Source organism: Streptomyces lavendofoliae (assembly GCF_014649735.1).
Lineage (GTDB): Bacteria > Actinomycetota > Actinomycetes > Streptomycetales > Streptomycetaceae > Streptomyces > Streptomyces lavendofoliae.
Window position 1 is genome coordinate 185,949 of sequence record NZ_BMTP01000004.1, and the last position, 18,255, is coordinate 204,203.

Here is an 18,255-nt window from a genome sequence, read left to right on the forward strand (position 1 = left end):
ATGCGGAAGGGCCCCGTCCCACGGTGGGAACGGGGCCCTTCTCGTCCTCGTACGCGTACCGGGAGGACCGGTTACAGCTTCTCGATGACGTGGTCGACGCACGCCGTCAGCGCCTCGACGTCCGCCGGGTCGATCGCCGGGAACATCGCGATCCGCAGCTGGTTGCGGCCCAGCTTGCGGTAGGGCTCGGTGTCGACGATGCCGTTGGCGCGCAGCACCTTGGCGACCGCCGCCGCGTCGATGTCGTCCGAGAAGTCGATGGTGCCGATGACCTGCGAGCGCTTCGCCGGGTCGGTGACGAACGGCGCCGCGTACTTGGACTCCTCGGCCCAGCCGTACAGCGTGCGCGCGGAGGTCGCGGTGCGGCGCACCGACCAGTCCAGACCGCCCTGGCCGTTGATCCACTTCAGCTGCTCGTTCAGCAGGAACAGCGTCGAGAGGGCCGGGGTGTTGTACGTCTGGTTCTTCAGCGAGTTGTCGATCGCGGTCGGCAGGGAGAAGAACTCCGGGATGTGCCGGCCCGACGCGTGGACCCGGGCGGCCCGCTCCAGCGCCGCCGGGGAGAACACGCCGATCCACAGGCCGCCCTCGGAGGCGAACGACTTCTGCGGCGCGAAGTAGTAGACGTCCGACTCGGTGATGTCGACCGGCAGGCCGCCCGCGCCGGAGGTCGCGTCCACCAGGACCAGCGCGCCCTCGTCGGCGCCCTCGACGCGCCGGATGGGCGCGGCGACACCGGTGGAGGTCTCGTTGTGCGTGTACGCGTACACGTCGACGCCCGCCTCGGCCGCCGGCTCCGGGTGCGTACCGGGGTCGGAGGAGATGACGGTCGGCTCGGCCAGCCACGGGGCCAGCTTCGCCGCCTTGGCGAACTTGGACGAGAACTCGCCGAAGGTCAGGTGCTGCGACTTGTTCTCGATCAGCCCGTGGGTCGCGATGTCCCAGAAGGCGGTGGAGCCGCCGTTGCCGAGGACCACCTCGTAGCCCTCGGGGAGGGAGAACAGGTCGCGCACACCGGCGCGGACCTCGCCGACCAGGTTCTTGACCGGAGCCTGGCGGTGGGACGTGCCCAGGAGGGAGGTGCCGGTGGCGGCCAGGGCGTCCAGCGCCTCCGTACGCACCTTGGAGGGGCCCGCGCCGAAACGGCCGTCGGCGGGCTTCATGTCAGCGGGAATCCGGATCTCAGCCACGCGTCGGAGCCTAGCCGCTCGGGGACGGGACCGAAGACCCTGTCCGTCCGATGAGACACGAAATGGCAAGTTCAGCGCCGGGCCGGACCCAGCCGGACGGGCAGTTCGTACAGGTCGTTCTGCGTGACGACCGGTTTGTGGCGCAGCTCGGAGGCGGGTACCGCGAGCGTGAGGCCGGGGAAGCGGGCGTAGAGCGCCGGCAGGGCCACCCCCGCCTCCAGCCGCGACAGCGCCGCCCCGGGACAGACGTGCGGCCCGTGGCCGAAGGAGATGTGCCGGTTGGGCGAGCGCGTGATGTCGAACACCCCGGCCGTCGGGCCGTGTTGCTCCTCGTCGCGGCCGATCGCCCCGTACGACACGATCAGCGCGTCCCCGGCGGGCAGGGTCCGGTCGCCGACCCGCACGTCCTCGGTCGCGAACCGGATCAGCACGTGGGAGGTGGGCGTGGAGTAGCGGAGGGTCTCCTCGACCACCGCGTCCCAGCCCACCTCGCCGGAGCGGACGAGGGTGAGCTGCTCCGGGTGGGAGGCCAGGTTGACGACGGCGTTGACGATCAGCGAGATCGTCGTCTCGTGCCCGGCCGCCACCATCAGCTGAAGGGTGGAGACGATCTCCTCGTCGGTGAGGTGGTCGCCGTCCTCGGACGCGGCGATCAGCGCGCTGGTCAGGTCGTCGCCCGGGTTCGCACGGCGGGCGGCCACCACCTTGCCCATCATCCCCGCCAGCTCCCCGAGGGTGGCCACGACCTCCTCGGGCGGCGTCTGGGTGGAGAAGAACCTGTCGAACAGCACCTTCAGGCGCGGGTGGTCCGCCGGGTCGATGCCCATCAGGTCGCTGATCACATACATCGGCAGGGGGTACGCGAACGCGGCCTTCAGGTCGACGGTGTCGTCCGGGCCGTGCGCGGCGAGCCCGTCCAGCAGGCCGTCCGTCAGCTCGGTGATCCGCCCGCGCATCAGCTCCACCCGGCGCGGCGTGAGCGCCTGCGAAACCAGCGCCCGCATCCGGCGGTGGTCCTCGCCGTCCACGGTCAGCATCGACCGGCCGGGGTTGGCCAGGCCGATCAGCGGCCAGTCCCCCGGTATCTCGCCGCGCCGCCAGGCGCCCCACACCTCGATGTCCTTGACGAGCCGCTTGTCGGTGAGCAGCGCGCGCGCCTCCGCGTGACGCGTGACCGCCCACACCGGCACCCCGCCGGGCAGCAGCACCCGGGCGAGCGGCCCGGCCGCCCGCAGTGCCGCGCTCTCGCCGTCGAGGTCGGTGACGAAGGGGTCGAGGGGGATGGGCTCGGCCGTTCCGGCCGCTTCGGTCGCGGGGATCACGGGGTGCCTCCGAGGGCGGGGGTCGGGGTGAAGGTCACGGGCAGGTCGGTCAGCCCGCGCAGCCAGGGCGACGGGCGCCTGGTCAGCGCGGCGGCCCCGGTCGCCAGGTCCAGGTCGGGCAGCCGGTCCAGCAGGACCTCGATGCCGGTACGGGCGATGACCTCGGCGATCTCCTGGGCGGGGAACGGGCAGCGGTGTTCGCCGTGCCCGAAGGAGAAGTGGGCGCTGTTGCCGCCGGTCAGGGCCGCGTTGTCGATATGGACCTGCGGGTCGGCGTTGGCGGCGGCCAGGCCCAGCAGGAGCAGGTCGCCGCCCTTGATGTGCCGCCCGCCCAGGTGGGTGTCGCGCGACGCCCACCGGCCGGCCACGTTCTGGGTGGGGGTGTCCGCCCACAGCACCTCGTTCATCGCCTCGGCGACGGAGTGCCGGCCGCCGGACAGGGAGGCCGCGAAGCGGTCGTCGGTGAGCATCAGGCGCAGCGAGTTGCCGATCCAGTCGGCCGTCGGCTGGTGCCCGGCGGCCATCATGACCATCAGGTCCTGCGCCATCTCCTCGAGCGTGAACCCGGACGGGTCGGCCAGCATGCGGGACGCCACGTCGTCGCCGGGGTCGGCCTGCTTGGCGGTGAGCAGGCCGAGGATCGCCTCGGCCAGGTGGCGCTGGCCGTCCAGCGCCCGCTCCCGGCCGTCGATCATGTCGTTGAGCGCGGTGACCAGGCCGGGTCCCTGCTCGTCGGGCACGCCGTAGATCTTCACCAGCACGCGGACCGGCAGCAGCATGGCGTACTGGCCGATCAGGTCCGCCTCGCCCTTGCCGCAGAACGCGTCGACGAGCCCGTCCGCGAACCCCTCGGCGTACCGGCGCAGGGTGAAGGGGTCGACCGATTCGAGGGCGGTCGCGATCATCCCGGCGCGCAGCCGGTGGCGTTCGCCGACGGTGTAGAGAATCGACGGCTGCTTGCGGCCGATCATCGGCAGCAGCGGCCAGTCGTCGGGGATGCGGTCCCACTGGTTCCACAGGTCGGAGTCCCGGCTGAAGAGCACCGGGTCGCCGGTGACCTGGTGCAGTTCGCGGTAGTCGAGCACCAGCCACGCGGGGACGCCGCCGTCGAGGAGGACCGGGGCGACGGCTCCGTGCTCGCGTCGCATCTCCCGGTACAGCTGGGCGGGTTCGGTCTGGAACCGGGGCCCGGACAGGGGCACGGGGGCGGTCATGTTCTGGTCTCCCGGAGGGCGTGCAGGCGTTGGAGGTGGGTGACGAGGGTGATCAGCACGTACTTGCCGGACGAGCGGTCGCGGGCGTCGCACTCGACCAGCGGTACGTGGTCGGCGAGGTCGAGCGCCTCGCGGATCTCCCGCTCGGTGTGGGCCGGGCCGCCGAAGTCGTTGCAGGCGACGATGAACGGCATGCCGTGGTGCTCCAGGCGGTCGATCGCGTACCAGGAGTCGGCCAGTCGGCGCGTGTCGACGAGGACGACCGCGCCGAGGGTGCCGGAGAAGAGGCGGTCCCACAGGAACCAGAAGCGCTCCTGGCCGGGGGCGCCGAAGAGGTACAGGACGTTGTGCGCGTCGAGCGTGATGCGGCCGAAGTCGAAGGCGACGGTCGTGGACGTCTTGGTGTGGATCTGGGCGACGTCGTCGACGGCCTCGCCCGCGCGGGTCATCGTCTCCTCGGTGTTGAGGGGACGGATCTCGCTGACCGAGCGGACGAGGGTGGTCTTGCCGACACCGAAACCGCCGACGATGACGATCTTCAGACCGTTGTCGGCGGTGCTGGTGAGCGGTGTCCGTTCAGAGATTGCGGAGTCCAACGAGCACCTGCTCCAGGATGTCGGGGTCGGGGAGGCTGTACGAGCCGGACGGGTCGGCCGGCCCGCTCGTACGGGGGGGGCGGGCGCTGATGCGGCCCGTGCCGAGCAGGTCGGCGAGCAGGATGCGCACGATGCCGACGGGCAGGGCGAGTTCGGCCGCCACCTCGACGACCGCCGCGGGGCTGCGGCACATCCGGAGGATCGCGGCGTGCTCGGACTGCATGCCGGGAGCCGGGTCCGACTCCGCCACCACCAGGGTCACCAGGTCGAACGGCGCGTCCGGTGCGGAGCGGGTGCGGCCACCGGTGAGGGTGTACAGCCGGTCCGGGGACTCGTCCCTGTGGCTGCCCGGGGTCACGGTGTACGGGGCTCGGCGTGCAGGTGCTCGCCCAGCTGCTCGACGAGTTCGCTCATGTTGTGCCCGACCAGGCCGACGTCGGAGTCCTCGGCGGCGACCACCGCCAGGTGCGCGCCCTCACCGGCCTCGACGATGAGCAGGACGCCGCCGTAGAACTCGGCCATCGCGGACCGCACGCCGCCGGTGCCGTCACCGAACTCCATCGACGCTCCGTGGGACAGGCTCTGGATGCCGGCCGCGATGGCGGCCAGCTGGTCGGCCTGGTCGACGGACAGCTCCGGCGTACGGCACAGCTTGAGGCCGTCCCGGGACAGCACGAGCGCGTGCCGGGCGCCCGGGGTGCGCTGGAGGAGGTTCTCCAGCAGCCAGTTGAGCTTCTCGTCGGTGGTGGTACCGGTGGTCATCGGGGGGTGCCTTCCGTGGTGGTGCGTACCGCTTGGCGGAAGCTGCTGAAACGGGACGCCGACCGGGCCCGCGAGGCGGGATCGGTGGGCTCGGCCGGGGTGGTGGGGGCGCCGTCGGGGTGGGCGGCGGCGAGCGTCTGGCCCCGGCGGCGCTTGGGGAGGCCGCCGGGCGAGCGCGTCGCGGGGTCTTCGGGGGTGCCGGAGACGTCAGGGGCGCCGGCCGCGGGGGTGCCGGATTCGTCGGCGCCCGCTTCGGGGGTGGCGAAGGGCGAGGCGGGGCGCTCGTGGACCGTGCGGGGTTCCTGGAGCCGGTCGGCCCCCGGGCCCCGCCGGAGCGCCCGGGACGGCAGGGGCTCCGGCCGCCCGGCGGGGGGAGCGGGTGTCAGGGCGGGCCGGGAGGACGGGGCGGCCGGGGCGAGCGCCAGGGCGGGCGCCTGCGCGGACGCCTGCGCGGACGCCGGAGCGGGCAGGGCCGCGTGACGGGTGCGGGTGATCAGCTCGTGCGGGATCATCATCAGCGCGCCGGTGCCGCCGCGGGCCGACGGGCGGAAGGACACGGTCAGGCCGTGCTTGCGGGCCAGGCGTCCGACCACGGCCAGGCCCAGGCGCGTGCCCGACAGGCCGGTCAGGTCGGTGCCCCCGGCGGGGTCGACGGCCCGCTCCGCGCGGCGCAGCTGGACGTCGCTCATGACCAGGCCGCTGTCCTCGACGGTGATCACCAGACCGGCGGGGACCTCCTCGACGTACACGTGCACCTCGGCCGTGGGCGGCGAGAAGTTCGCCGCGTTGTCGAGGAGTTCGGCCAGCGCGTGCATGACGCCCTCGGCGGCGTGGCCGGCGATCGCGGCGTCGCTGGTGGTGTGGAGGCGTACGCGCTGGTACCCGCCGATGCGGCCCATGGCGCCGCGCAGGATGGACTCGACCACGATCGGCTTCGCCCAGCGGCGGCCCGAGCGGGCGCCGGTGAGGACGGCGATGGAGTCCGCGAGGCGGCCCGCCTGGGCGGTGCGGTGGTCGAGGTGGAGGAGGTCGGTGAGGACGTCCTCGTCGGCGTGCCGGTGCTCCATCTCGCGGAGGTCGGCGAGCATGCTCGTGGCCAGCGCCTGCATGCGGCCGGCCGCGTTGGCGCAGGCGGCCACGGCGGCGGCCCGGTTGGTCTCGCTGCGCGCCGCCTCCGCGCGGGCGCGGCCGGCCTCCGCGCGGGCGCGGTCCGCCGCGGCGCGGGCCTCCGCGACGGCCCGGTCGGCCTCGTCGCGCGCCTCGGCGACGGCGCGGTCGGCGTCGGCGCGGGCCTCGGCGACGGCCTTGTCCGTCTCCGCGCGGGCCTCGGCGACGGCGCGCCCGGCCCCGGCGCGGGCCTCGGCGGCGGTGCGGGCCGCGTCCGCGCGGGCCTCGGCCACGGCGCGGTCGGCTTCCGCCTTGGTGCGGGCCGCCTCGGCGCGGGCCTCGGCCAGCGTCCGGGCGGTGTCGGCGGCGCGGAGCGCGGCCTCGGCGGTGAGCGCGGCCGTCCGCTCGCGCAGCCGGCGCGCGGTGTCGAGGGCGTGGGCGGCGATGGTGAGCGCGGCGGTCAGCAGCACGGCGGCCACGGCCGAGCCCCAGGCCAGCGGAGTCCTCACGGAGTCGGGAGCGACGGCCACCGCTCCCGCGCACAGGAGGCCGGTGACGGCCGCCGATATCAGCAGGGTCGGCGCGGCCGGCCGGAAGGAGGGGCGCAAATCGTCAGTCCTCTGGGCGTGGGGGCATCTGGAGCCGTCAATTCCCGAACAATTCCGGGTCACTATAAGAGAATTGACGATCACTTTGGGAAGTTCCTGTGTGCTTTTCTTCTCAAGGGTCCGGCGAGGACCCGGACCCCGACCGCCCGGCGGGGGCATCCTGACCCCATGGGTGATCAGGTACGGGAGACGGCGGCCGTCGCGCGGGCGCTCCGGGACGCCGTGCGCGGCGACGTGGACTTCGGCGCGGCGGCCCGCGCGCTGCACACCATGGACGCGTCCAACTACCGCCGTGTCCCCGACGGCGTCGTGGCCCCCCGCGACGCGGAGGACGTGGCCGCCGCGCTGGCCGTGTGCCGCGAGCACGGCGTCCCGGTCGTCCCGCGCGGCGCCGGCACCTCCATCGCCGGGCAGGCGACCGGCACCGGCGTCGTGCTGGACCTCACCCGGCACATGCGGGGCATCGTCGCGATCGACCCCGAGGCGCGGACGGCCGTGGTGCAGCCCGGCGTCGTGCTGGACCGGCTGCGCGACGCGGCCCGCCCGTACGGACTGACCTTCGGGCCCGATCCCTCGACGCACAGCCGCTGCACCCTGGGCGGCATGATCGGCAACAACGCGTGCGGGTCGCACTCCGTGGCGTGGGGCACCACCGCCGACAACGTGCGCACCCTGTCGGTGGTGACCTACGGCGGCGGCGAACTGCGCCTGGGGCCCGGCGGCCAGGGCGCGCCGGACGGGCTGGACCGGCTGGTCCGCGACCACCTGGCGGCCCTGCGCACCGGCTTCCCGCCGGGCCTCCCGCGCCGCATCTCCGGCTACGCCCTGGACGCCCTCCTCCCCGAGCGCGGCACCGACCTCGCCCGCGCCTTCTGCGGCAGCGAGGGCACCCTCGGCGTGCTGACCGAGGCGACGGTCCGGCTCGTCGAGTCCCCGCCCGCCCGCGCCCTCGCCGTCCTCGGGTACGCCGACGAGAGCGCTGCCGCCGAGGCGGCGCCCGGACTCCTCCCGTACGGCCCCGCCCCGGCCCCCGGCCGGGGGGATCCCCCGCTCGCTCCGCTCACCGTCGAGGGCATGGCCGAGGACCTGGTGCGCGACCCGGCCGCCCGCGCCGTGCTGCCCCGCGGCGGCGCCTGGCTCTTCGCCGAGACCGGCGGCGCGACCCCCGCCGAGGCCCGTGCCCGCGCGCGGGCCCTGCTCCGGGCCGCCGACGCTTTGGACGGCGCCGTGGTCACCGACCCGGGCGCCCGGCGCGCCCTGTGGCGGGTGCGCGAGGACGCGGCCGGGACCGCGACCCGCACCGCCGGGGGCGCGGAGGCGTGGCCCGGCTGGGAGGACTGCGCCGTCCCGCCCGCCCGGCTGGGCGCGTACCTGCGCGACTTCCGCGCCCTGCTCGCCGCCCATGGGCTGCACGGCACGCCCTACGGCCATTTCGGCGACGGCTGCGTGCACGTCCGGATCGACTTCGACCTGGTGACCGCCGACGGAGTCCGGCGCTTCCGGCGGTTCTCCGAGGACCTCGCCGGCCTCGTGGTGGCCCACGGCGGCTCGCTGTCCGGCGAGCACGGCGACGGCCAGGCGCGCGCCGAACTGCTGCCCAGGATGTACGGGGAGGAGCTGGTCGCGCTCTTCGGCCGGTTCAAGGACCTGTGGGACCCGGCGGGCGGCATGAACCCGGGCGTGCTCGCCCGTCCCGCCCGCCTCGACGAGAACCTCCGGTTCGCCGTCCTCCCGCGCGAACGCGTGGACGTCGCCTTCGGCTACCCGCGCGACGGCGGCGACTTCGCCACCGCCGTACGGCGCTGCGTCGGGGTAGCCAAGTGCCGCGTGGAGGGCCCGGGCCAGGGGCCGGCGGTGATGTGCCCGTCCTTCCGGGCGACGGGCGAGGAGCGGCACTCCACGCGCGGCCGGGCCCGGCTGCTGCACGAGATGCTGGCCGGCGAGGTGGTGACCGGCGGCTGGCGGTCGCCCGAGGTGCGGGACGCGCTGGACCTGTGCCTGTCGTGCAAGGGCTGCCGCGGCGACTGCCCGGCCGGGGTCGACATGGCCACGTACAAGGCGGAGTTCCTGCACCACCACTACGCGGGGCGGCGGCGCCCGGCCGCCCACTACGCGATGGGCCGCCTGCCGGAGTGGCTGCGCCTCATGGCTCCCTTCGCCCGGGTCCTCAACGCCGCCGCCCGGGTGCGCCCGCTCGCCGCCCTCGCCAAGCGGGCGGCGGGCATCGCGCCGGAGCGGGACATCCCGGAGCAGGCGGCGCGGACGTTCACCCGCTGGTTCCGGCGGCGGGGGAGCGCGGCCGGGGACCTGGTCCTGTGGCCCGACACGTTCACCGAGCACCTGAGCCCGTCCGTGGGCCGCGCGGCGGTCGCCGTCCTGGAGGCGGCGGGGCTGCGCCCGGCGCTGCCGCCGGGGCAGGTGTGCTGCGGCCTCACCTACGTCTCCACCGGCCAGCTCGACCGGGCCCGGGCCGTGCTGCGCCGCACCCTCGACACCATGGAGCCCGCCCTCGGCGCACCCCTGGTGGTCCTGGAGCCGAGCTGCGCCGCCGCGCTGCGGACCGACCTGCCCGAGCTGCTCCCCGACGACCCCCGCGCCCACCGCCTGGCCGCCTCCGTACGCACCTTCGCCGAGGCGCTGGAGGAGTACGCCCCGGACTGGCGTCCCCCGCGCCTGGACCGCCCGGTCACCGGCCAGACCCACTGCCACCAGCACGCCGTCCTCGGCGACGCCGCCGACCGCCGCCTGCGCGCCCGCGCGGGGCTCACCGGCGACCTGGCCGGCGGCTGCTGCGGCCTGGCCGGCGACTTCGGCTTCACGCGCGGCCACCACGACGTGTCCGTGGCGTGCGCGGAGGACCAGCTGCTCCCCGCCGTCCGCGCGGCCGGCCCCGGCGCCGAGGTCCTCGCGGACGGCTTCTCCTGCCGTACGCAGCTGGACCAGCTGGCGGGGACGCGGGCCAGGCACCTGGCGGAGGTGCTGGCGGAGGGACTTGCGCGGGAGCCGGCGCGCCGCCCGGCAGGCCCGGCGGACGGTCCGGCGCGACGGCCTGCGGACGCTCCGGGGGAGGGACCGGCGGACGGTCCGGGGGAGGGACCGGCGGACGGTCCGGGGGAGCGGCCCGGGGCCTGAGGGCGGCCCGTACGGTGGAAGGGTCGGTTCCGCCCCTGGCGGTGCAGTATGTTGGACTGCAAGTCCAATAAGCAGTACCTGTCCGAAGAGAAAGTCGTGAGGGTCCCGGTGTGAACGACGCCGCCCGTACGGATGCCGCCACCCGTACCGCAGACGTGTCCTCCGTCGCGCTGCCCGAGGCCGCCGCCGCGCACCCGGAGGCCGCCGCGCGGCCGGGCGGGGTCCCGCCGAAGGGCCGCCGCTCGCTCGGGCCGGTGGCGCTGGTGGTGGCCGGCGGGCTGTCCGTGCAGTTCGGGTCGGCGATCGCCGTGCTGCTCATGCCCCGTGCCGGGGCGCTGGGGGTGGTCACGCTCCGGCTCATCCTGGCCGCCGTGGTGCTGCTGGCGGTGTGCCGTCCGGCGGTGCGCGGGTACGGCCGGGCCGACTGGGGGACCGTCCTGGCGTTCGGCGCCGCGATGGCGGGCATGAACGTCCTCTTCTACCAGGCCGCCGACCGCATCCCGCTGGGCGCCGCCGTCACCCTGGAGGTGCTCGGCCCGCTCGCCCTGTCGGTCGTCGCCTCGCGCAGGCTGGTGAACCTCGTGTGGGCGGGCCTCGCGCTGGGCGGTGTGCTGCTGCTGAGCGGGGGCGGGTTCGACCGGCTCGATCCGGCCGGTGCGGCGTTCGCCCTCGCGGCGGGCGCGATGTGGGCCGCGTACATCGTCTTCAGCGCCCGCACCGGGAGGCGGTTCCCGCAGGCCGACGGGCTGGCGCTGGCGATGGCCGTCGGCGCGGTGCTGACCCTGCCGCTGGGCCTCGCCGAGGCGGGGACCAGGCTGCTGGTGCCGTCGACGATCGGGCTGGGCCTCGCGGTCGCGCTGATGTCGTCCGTCCTGCCGTACACCCTCGAACTGCTCGCGCTGCGCCGCCTGCCCGCGCCCACCTTCGCCGTCCTCATGAGCCTGGAGCCCGCCATCGCGGCGACGGCCGGCTTCCTCGTGCTGCGCCAGGCCCTTTCGGTCACGGACGCCCTGGCGATCGCGCTGGTCGTCGCCGCGAGCATGGGCGCGGTGCGGTCGCAGGTGGCCAAAAAGTAAAGCAAGCATGCTTGCTTGTTTCTCGGGGCGCTGCCATGCTCCGGGGCACGCACTGCCGTGCCCCGGAGGGAGCGCCCCGTGTCCGACACCCCCGTGCCCGATGCCCTGCTGGACGATCTGCGCGAGGAGAGCGAGGAGCTCGACCTGCTGGTCGCGGGCCTGGGACCGGACGGCTGGGCCGCCCCCACCCCCGCGCCCCGCTGGACCGTCGCCCACCAGATCGCCCACCTGGCGTGGACCGACACCGCGGCCCTGCTCGCCGTCACCGACGCCGACGCCTTCCGGAGGCACGCGGAGGAGGCGCTCGGGGCCCCGGACACCTTCGTCGACGCCGGGGCCGAAGCGGGCGCCGCCGAGCCGCCCCCGGCCCTCCTCGCCCGCTGGCGCGACGGCCGGGAACGCCTCCGCGCCGCCCTCGCCGCCGCACCCTCCGGCGCCCGCTTCCCCTGGTACGGACCGCCCATGAGCGCCGCCTCCATGGCGACCGCCCGCCTGATGGAGACCTGGGCCCACGGACAGGACGTCGCCGACGCCCTCGGCGTCACCCGCGTCCCCACCGCCCGCCTCCGGCACGTCGCCTGGATCGGCGTCCGGGCCCGCGACCACGCCTACACGGTCCGGGGCCTCACCCCGCCCGCCGCGCCCTTCCGCGTCGAGCTCACCGCCCCGGACGGAAGCCTGTGGACGTACGGGCCCGAGGACGCCGCCGCCGGCCCGCCCGCCGGGATCGCAGGGAGGATCACCGGCCCGGCCCTCGACTTCTGCCTGCTGGTCACCCAGCGGGCCCACCGCGACGACGTGGCGGTACGGGCGGAGGGTCCCGAGGCCGAGCGGTGGCTCGGCATCGCCCAGGCCTTCGCCGGACCGGCGGGCGCCGGCCGCCCGGCCAAGGGGACCGCGTGAGGCGCCCGCTGCGGATCGGCAACGCCTCCGGCTTCTACGGCGACCGCTCCGGCGCCGTGCGCGAGATGCTCACCGGTGGCGACCTCGACGTCCTGACCGGCGACTACCTCGCCGAACTCACCATGCTCATCCTCGGCCGGGACCGCCTGAAGGACCCGGGACTCGGCTACGCCAAGACCTTCCTGCGCCAGATGGAGGAGGGCCTCGGGCTCGCCCACGACCGGGGCGTGAGGATCGTGGCCAACGCCGGCGGGCTCAACCCGGCCGGTCTCGCCGGTGCCCTGCGCGCCCTCGCCCAACGCCTCGGCCTGCCGGGGGTGCGCGTCGCGCACGTGGAGGGCGACCAGCTGCCGGTGCCGGAAGGGGCGCTGACGGCCAACGCCTACCTCGGCGGCGGGGGCATCACCGCGAGCCTGCGCGCCGGGGCGGACGTGGTGGTCACCGGGCGGGTCACGGACGCGGCGCTGGTCAGCGGGCCGGCGGCCTGGTGGTTCGGGTGGGGGCCCGAGGAGTACGACCGGCTGGCGGGCGCGGTGGTCGCCGGGCACGTCCTGGAGTGCGGCACACAGGCGACGGGCGGCAACTACGCGTTCTTCACCCGCCACGACGTGCGCCGCCCCGGCTTCCCGCTCGCCGAGGTCCACGAGGACGGGTCCGCCGTCGTCACCAAGCACGACGGCACCGGCGGGGTCGTCGACACCGGCACGGTCACCGCGCAGCTGCTGTACGAGACGGCGGGCGCGCGGTACCCGGGACCCGACGTCACCGCCCGGCTCGACACCGTCCGCCTGGACCCCGACGGCCCCGACCGGGTGCGGATCTCCGGCGTACGGGGCGAGCCGCCGCCCCCGGCGCTGAAGGCCGCGCTGACCCGGTTCGGTGGCTGGCGCAACGAGGTCGTGTTCGTCCTGACGGGACTCGACGTCGAGGCCAAGGCGCGGCTGGTGCGCGAGCAGTGGGAGGACACCTGCCCGGTGCGGCCCGCCGAGGTGCGGTGGGAGCTGGCCCGCACCGACCGGCCGGACGCGGCGACCGAGGAGACGGCCAGCGCCCTGCTGCGGCTGGTCGTCCGGGACACCGACCCCGACGCGGTCGGCCGGGCCGTCAGCGGCGCCGCCGTCGAGCTGGCCCTCGGCAGCTACCCCGGCTTCCATGTGACGGCCCCGCCGGGCAAGGGCGCGCCCTACGGCGTGTTCGAGGCCGGGTACGCCGACCCGGGCGCCGTCACGCACACCGCCGTACTCCCGGACGGCGAGCGGGAGGTGATCCCGCCGGCGGGGCGCACGAAGGCCCTGGAGCCCGTCCCCGAGCCGCCCCTCCCCGAGCCCCTCCCGCCCGGCCCGGTGCGCCGCGCCCCGCTCGGGCTGGTCGCCGGGGCCAGAAGCGGCGACAAGGGCGGCGACGCCAACGCCGGCGTGTGGGCGCCCACGCGGGAGGCGTGGCGCTGGCTCGCCCACACGCTGACCACCGAGCGGTTCCGGGAGCTCGTCCCGGAGGCCCGCGAGCTGGAGGTCGTCCGGCACGTCCTGCCGAACCTGCGTGCGCTGAACTTCACCGTCACCGGCCTGCTGGGCGAAGGCGTCGCCGCCCAGGCCCGGTTCGACCCCCAGGCCAAGGCGCTGGGCGAATGGCTGCGCGCCCGCCACCTCGACATCCCGGAGGCCCTGCTGTGACCGTCCTCCCCACCGCCCTCGACACCGCCGGGCCCGACTACGCCGCCCACCGCGAGGCCATGCTCGCCAGACTCGCCGAGCTGGAGACCGAGCACGCCAAGGCGCTCGCCGGCGGCGGCGCGAAGTACACCGAGCGGCACCGCGGGCGCGGCAAGCTCCTCGCCCGCGAACGCGTCGAGCTGCTCCTCGACCCCGACGCCCCGTTCCTGGAACTGTCCCCGCTCGCCGCCTGGGGCAGCGACTACCCCGTGGGCGCGTCGATCGTCACCGGCATCGGGGTCGTCGAGGGCGTCGAGTGCCTGATCACCGCCAACGACCCGACCGTGCGCGGCGGCGCGTCCAACCCCTGGACGCTGAGGAAGGCGCTGCGCGCCAACGAGATCGCCTACGCCAACCGCCTGCCGTGCGTCGCCCTCGTCGAGTCGGGCGGCGCCGACCTGCCGTCCCAGAAGGAGATCTTCATCCCCGGAGGGGCGCTCTTCCGCGACATCACCCGGCTGTCCGCCGCCGGCGTCCCCACCGTCGCGGTCGTCTTCGGCAACTCCACCGCGGGCGGCGCGTACGTCCCCGGCATGTCCGACCACACGGTGATGATCGAGGAGCGGTCGAAGGTCTTCCTCGGCGGCCCGCCGCTGGTGAGGATGGCCACCGGCGAGGAGAGCGACGACGAGTCCCTCGGCGGCGCCGGGATGCACGCGCGCGTGTCCGGGCTCGCCGACCACTACGCCGTCGACGAGGCCGACGCGATCCGCCAGGCCCGCCGGATCGTCGCCCGCCTCAACCACCGCAAGGCGCACCCCGATCCGGCCCCGGCCGCACCACCCGCGTACGACCCCGAGGAGCTCCTCGGGATCGTGCCCGGCGACCTGAAGGAGCCCTTCGACCCGCGCGAGGTCATCGCCCGGATCGTCGACGGCTCCGACTTCGACGAGTTCAAGCCGCTGTACGGGCCCTCGCTCACCACCGGCTGGGCGTCCCTGCACGGCTATCCCGTCGGGATCCTCGCCAACGCGCGAGGGGTGCTGTTCTCCGCCGAGTCGCAGAAGGCGGCGCAGTTCATCCAGCTCGCCAACCAGCGGGACATCCCCCTGCTCTTCCTGCACAACACCACCGGCTACATGGTCGGCAAGGAGTACGAGCAGGGCGGCATCATCAAGCACGGCGCCATGATGATCAACGCGGTGAGCAACTCGAAGGTCCCGCACCTGAGCGTCCTCATGGGCGCGTCGTACGGCGCCGGGCACTACGGCATGTGCGGCCGCGCGTTCGACCCCCGCTTCCTGTTCGCCTGGCCCAGCGCCAAGTCCGCCGTCATGGGCCCCCAGCAGCTCGCCGGCGTCCTGTCGATCGTCGCCCGCGCCTCGGCCGCCGCCAAGGGGCAGCCGTACGACGACGAGGGCGACGCCGCGCTGCGCGCCATGGTGGAGCGGCAGATCGAGTCGGAGTCCCTGCCGATGTTCCTGTCGGGGCGGCTGTACGACGACGGCGTGATCGACCCGCGCGACACCCGCACCGTCCTCGGACTGTGCCTGTCGGCGATCCACACCGCCCCGGTCGAAGGCGCGCGCGGCGGCTTCGGCGTCTTCCGGATGTGAGGACCACTCCATGATCTCTTCCGTCCTTGTCGCCAACCGGGCCGAGATCGCCCGACGGGTGTTCCGCACGTGCCGCGCGCTCGGCATCGGCACGGTCGCGGTGTTCGCGGACCCCGACGCGGGCGCCCCGCACGTCCGCGAGGCCGACGCGGCGGTACGCCTGCCGGGGGCGGCGCCCTCGGACACGTACCTGCGCGGCGACCTGATCGTGCGGGCCGCCCTCGCGGCGGGCGCCGACGCGGTGCACCCGGGTTACGGGTTCCTTTCCGAGAACGCCGGCTTCGCGCGGGCCGTCACCGACGCGGGCCTGACCTGGATCGGGCCGCCGCCGAAGGCCATCGACGCGATGGCGTCCAAGACCCGCGCCAAGGAGCTCATGGCGGCGGCGGGCGTACCGCTCCTGACCCCCGTCGACCCGTCGGGGGCCACCGAAGCGGACCTGCCGCTGCTGCTCAAGGCGGCGGCGGGCGGCGGTGGCCGGGGCATGCGGATCGTGCGCGACCTGGCGGCGCTGCCGGGCGAGCTGGCGGCGGCGACCGCCGAGGCACGGTCGGCGTTCGGCGACGGCGAGGTGTTCGCGGAGCCGTACGTCGAGCGCGGCCGGCATGTCGAGGTGCAGGTGCTGGCCGACGCGCACGGCACGGTGTGGGCGCTCGGCACCCGCGACTGCTCGCTCCAGCGCAGGCACCAGAAGGTGATCGAGGAGGCGCCGGCGCCCGGTCTGGGCGCCGCCCTCCGGGAGACCCTGCACGCCTCGGCGGTGGCCGCCGCGCGGGCGGTGGGGTACGTCGGCGCGGGCACCGTCGAGTTCCTGGTCGCCGGCGACCGGGCGTACTTCCTGGAGATGAACACCCGGCTCCAGGTCGAACACCCCGTCACGGAGGCCGTCTTCGGCCTCGACCTGGTCGCCCACCAGCTGCGGATCGCCGAGGGCGCCGCCCTTCCCCCGGAGCCCCCCGCCCCGGCGGGCCACGCCGTGGAGGCCCGGCTGTACGCCGAGGACCCGGCCCGCGACTGGGCCCCGCAGACCGGCGCCCTGCACGCCCTGGACGTCCCGCCGGGCGACGGGCTCCGCGTCGACGCCGGGTACGGCGCCGGCGACACCGTCGGCGTCCACTACGACGCCATGCTCGCCAAGGTGGTCGCCCACGCGCCCACCCGCGAGGAGGCCGTCCGCAGGCTGGCCCACGCCCTCGCCCGCGCCCGGGTGCACGGCCCGGTCACCAACCGGGACCTGCTCGTGGCGTCGCTGCGGCACCCGGACTTCGTGGCGGGGCGCCTCGACACCGGGTTCTACGAGCGGCACCTCCCCGCGCTGACCGCGCCTGCGCCCGGCGAGCCCGAGGCGGCCGTCGCCGCCGCCCTCGCCGCCGCGTCCCGCCGCTCCGGCCGCTTCGGCGCCTTCCGCAACGTCCCGTCGCAGCCGCGCACCGCCCGGTACGGCGACCACGAGGTGCGCTACCGGCCCACCCGGGACGGCGGGTTCACCGTCGATTCGCACCCGCACGCGCGCGTGGTGGACGTCTCACCCGCGTGCGTGAGCCTCGACGTGGACGGCGTCGTCCGCCGCTTCGCGGTGGCCGCGTACGGCGACGGCACCGTGCACGTGGACACGCCGGGCGCCGCGTACCGGCTGACCGACCACCCCCGGTTCACCGACCCGGCGGAGCGTGCCGCGCCCGGCTCACTGCTGGCGCCCATGCCCGGCACCGTCGTCCGGGTCGCCGGCGTCGGGCCCGGCGACCGCGTCGAGGCCGGGCAGCCGCTCGTCTGGCTGGAGGCGATGAAGATGGAGCACCGCGTCACCGCCCCCGCCGCCGGCACGCTCACCGCGTTCCACGCCGTCCCCGGCCGCCAGGTCGAGGTCGGAGCCCTGCTCGCCGTCGTAGAAGAGTCGACCGAAGAGGAGACAGCGCGATGAGCACCGTCATCGAGACCGAAGAGCACCGGGCGCTCCGCACGGCCGTCGCCGCCCTCGGCCGCCGTCACGGACGCGCGCACGACCGCGAGGCCCTGTGGCAGGAGGCCGGCGAGCTCGGCTACCTCGGCGTCAACCTGCCCGAGGAGTACGGCGGCGGGGGCGGCGGCATGGCCGAACTGTCCATCGTGCTGGAAGAGCTGGGCGCGGCGGGCTGCCCGCTGCTGATGATGGTCGTCTCGCCCGCCATCTGCGGCACCGTCATCGCCCGGTTCGGCACCGAAGGGCAGAAGGCCCGCTGGCTCCCGGGCCTCGCCGACGGCAGCCGCACCATGGCGTTCGGCATCACCGAGCCCGACGCGGGCTCCAACTCCCACCGGATCACCACCACCGCCCGCCGCGACGGGGACGACTGGGTCCTCACCGGCCGCAAGGTGTTCATCTCCGGTGTCGACATCGCCGACGCCACGCTCGTCGTCGGGCGCACCGAGGACGCCCGGACGGGGAAGCTCAAGCCCTGCCTGTTCGTCGTCCCGCGCGACGCCCCCGGCTTCGGGCGGCGGCGGATCGACATGGAACTCGACGCCCACGAGAAGCAGTTCGAGCTGACCCTCGACGACGTGCGGCTGCCCGCCGACGCGCTGGTGGGCGAGGAGGACGCCGGACTCCTCCAGCTGTTCGCCGGGCTGAACCCCGAGCGGATCATGACCGCCGCGTTCGCCGTCGGCATGGGTCGGTACGCGCTCGGGCGAGCCGTCGCGTACGCCGGGGAGCGGCAGGTCTGGAAGGCCCCCATCGGCTCCCACCAGGCCATCGCCCACCCGCTGGCCCAGTCCCACATCGAGCTGGAGCTGGCCCGGCTGATGATGCAGAAGGCCGCCCACCTCTACGACGCGGGCGACGACACCGGCGCCGGAGAGGCCGCCAACATGGCCAAGTACGCCGCCGCCGAGGCGTGCGTCGGGGCGGTCGACCGGTCCGTGCACACCCTCGGCGGCAACGGCCTCACCCGCGAGTTCGGCCTCGCCTCGCTCATCACCGCGTCGCGTGTGGCACGCATCGCTCCGGTGAGCCGGGAAATGATTCTGAACTACGTGTCCCACCAGACCCTGGGCCTGCCCAAGTCGTACTGACCCGCCGACAGCAGCCGTACCGACAG

14 protein-coding genes are annotated in these 18,255 nt (G+C 75.2%); 7 read left to right on the plus strand and 7 right to left on the minus strand.

What is annotated here, in order from left to right; all coding sequences use genetic code 11:
- Positions 1 to 71: 71 nt before the first annotated feature.
- The 7 genes from serC to IE109_RS09380 form a co-directional block, all read right to left on the minus strand.
- Positions 72 to 1,190, minus strand: coding sequence for a phosphoserine transaminase (gene serC, locus IE109_RS09350; RefSeq protein WP_189550309.1), 1,119 nt, complete (start codon positions 1,188 to 1,190; stop codon positions 72 to 74).
- A 71-nt stretch (positions 1,191 to 1,261) separates the two neighbouring features.
- Positions 1,262 to 2,512, minus strand: coding sequence for a cytochrome P450 family protein (locus IE109_RS09355; RefSeq protein ID WP_229890810.1), 1,251 nt, complete (start codon positions 2,510 to 2,512; stop codon positions 1,262 to 1,264).
- Positions 2,509 to 3,726 carry a cytochrome P450 gene (locus tag IE109_RS09360; protein ID WP_189550310.1) on the minus strand — a complete coding sequence of 406 codons (1,218 nt, stop codon included), beginning with the start codon at positions 3,724 to 3,726 and terminating at the stop codon, positions 2,509 to 2,511. The genes IE109_RS09355 and IE109_RS09360 overlap by 4 nt, the downstream gene beginning before the upstream one ends.
- The gene (locus IE109_RS09365; protein WP_189550311.1) at positions 3,723 to 4,322 is read right to left on the minus strand and encodes a GTP-binding protein; all 600 of its coding nucleotides are present in this window, start codon (positions 4,320 to 4,322) and stop codon (positions 3,723 to 3,725) included. The genes IE109_RS09360 and IE109_RS09365 overlap by 4 nt, the downstream gene beginning before the upstream one ends.
- A complete protein-coding gene (locus IE109_RS09370; protein ID WP_189550312.1) occupies positions 4,303 to 4,680 on the minus strand; it encodes a DUF742 domain-containing protein in 378 nt (125 codons plus the stop codon). The genes IE109_RS09365 and IE109_RS09370 overlap by 20 nt, the downstream gene beginning before the upstream one ends.
- A complete protein-coding gene (locus tag IE109_RS09375; RefSeq protein ID WP_189550313.1) occupies positions 4,677 to 5,084 on the minus strand; it encodes a roadblock/LC7 domain-containing protein in 408 nt (135 codons plus the stop codon). Before IE109_RS09375 ends, IE109_RS09370 begins: the two co-directional genes overlap by 4 nt.
- The gene (locus IE109_RS09380; protein ID WP_444545557.1) at positions 5,081 to 6,766 is read right to left on the minus strand and encodes a sensor histidine kinase; all 1,686 of its coding nucleotides are present in this window, start codon (positions 6,764 to 6,766) and stop codon (positions 5,081 to 5,083) included. Before IE109_RS09380 ends, IE109_RS09375 begins: the two co-directional genes overlap by 4 nt.
- A 201-nt stretch (positions 6,767 to 6,967) precedes the next feature.
- On the opposite strand from IE109_RS09380, the gene IE109_RS09385 reads away from it, so the two are divergent.
- From IE109_RS09385 to IE109_RS09415, 7 genes are all read left to right on the plus strand, one after another.
- Positions 6,968 to 9,931 carry an FAD-binding and (Fe-S)-binding domain-containing protein gene (locus IE109_RS09385; protein WP_189550315.1) on the plus strand — a complete coding sequence of 988 codons (2,964 nt, stop codon included), beginning with the start codon at positions 6,968 to 6,970 and terminating at the stop codon, positions 9,929 to 9,931.
- Between the two features lie 110 nt (positions 9,932 to 10,041).
- Positions 10,042 to 11,007, plus strand: coding sequence for an EamA family transporter (locus IE109_RS09390; protein WP_189550316.1), 966 nt, complete (start codon positions 10,042 to 10,044; stop codon positions 11,005 to 11,007).
- Positions 11,008 to 11,085: 78 nt separating this feature from the next.
- On the plus strand, positions 11,086 to 11,910 hold the full coding sequence (locus IE109_RS09395) for a TIGR03084 family metal-binding protein (RefSeq protein ID WP_189550317.1): 825 nt from the start codon (positions 11,086 to 11,088) through the stop codon (positions 11,908 to 11,910).
- Positions 11,907 to 13,583 carry an acyclic terpene utilization AtuA family protein gene (locus IE109_RS09400; protein ID WP_189550318.1) on the plus strand — a complete coding sequence of 559 codons (1,677 nt, stop codon included), beginning with the start codon at positions 11,907 to 11,909 and terminating at the stop codon, positions 13,581 to 13,583. The genes IE109_RS09395 and IE109_RS09400 overlap by 4 nt, the downstream gene beginning before the upstream one ends.
- The gene (locus tag IE109_RS09405) at positions 13,580 to 15,178 is read left to right on the plus strand and encodes an acyl-CoA carboxylase subunit beta (RefSeq protein WP_189550319.1); all 1,599 of its coding nucleotides are present in this window, start codon (positions 13,580 to 13,582) and stop codon (positions 15,176 to 15,178) included. The genes IE109_RS09400 and IE109_RS09405 overlap by 4 nt, the downstream gene beginning before the upstream one ends.
- 10 nt (positions 15,179 to 15,188) lie before the next feature.
- Complete coding sequence (locus IE109_RS09410; protein WP_189550320.1) at positions 15,189 to 17,099, plus strand: ATP-binding protein; 1,911 nt, start codon at positions 15,189 to 15,191, stop codon at positions 17,097 to 17,099.
- A complete protein-coding gene (locus IE109_RS09415; RefSeq protein WP_189550321.1) occupies positions 17,096 to 18,229 on the plus strand; it encodes an acyl-CoA dehydrogenase family protein in 1,134 nt (377 codons plus the stop codon). The genes IE109_RS09410 and IE109_RS09415 overlap by 4 nt, the downstream gene beginning before the upstream one ends.
- Positions 18,230 to 18,255: the final 26 nt, after the last annotated feature.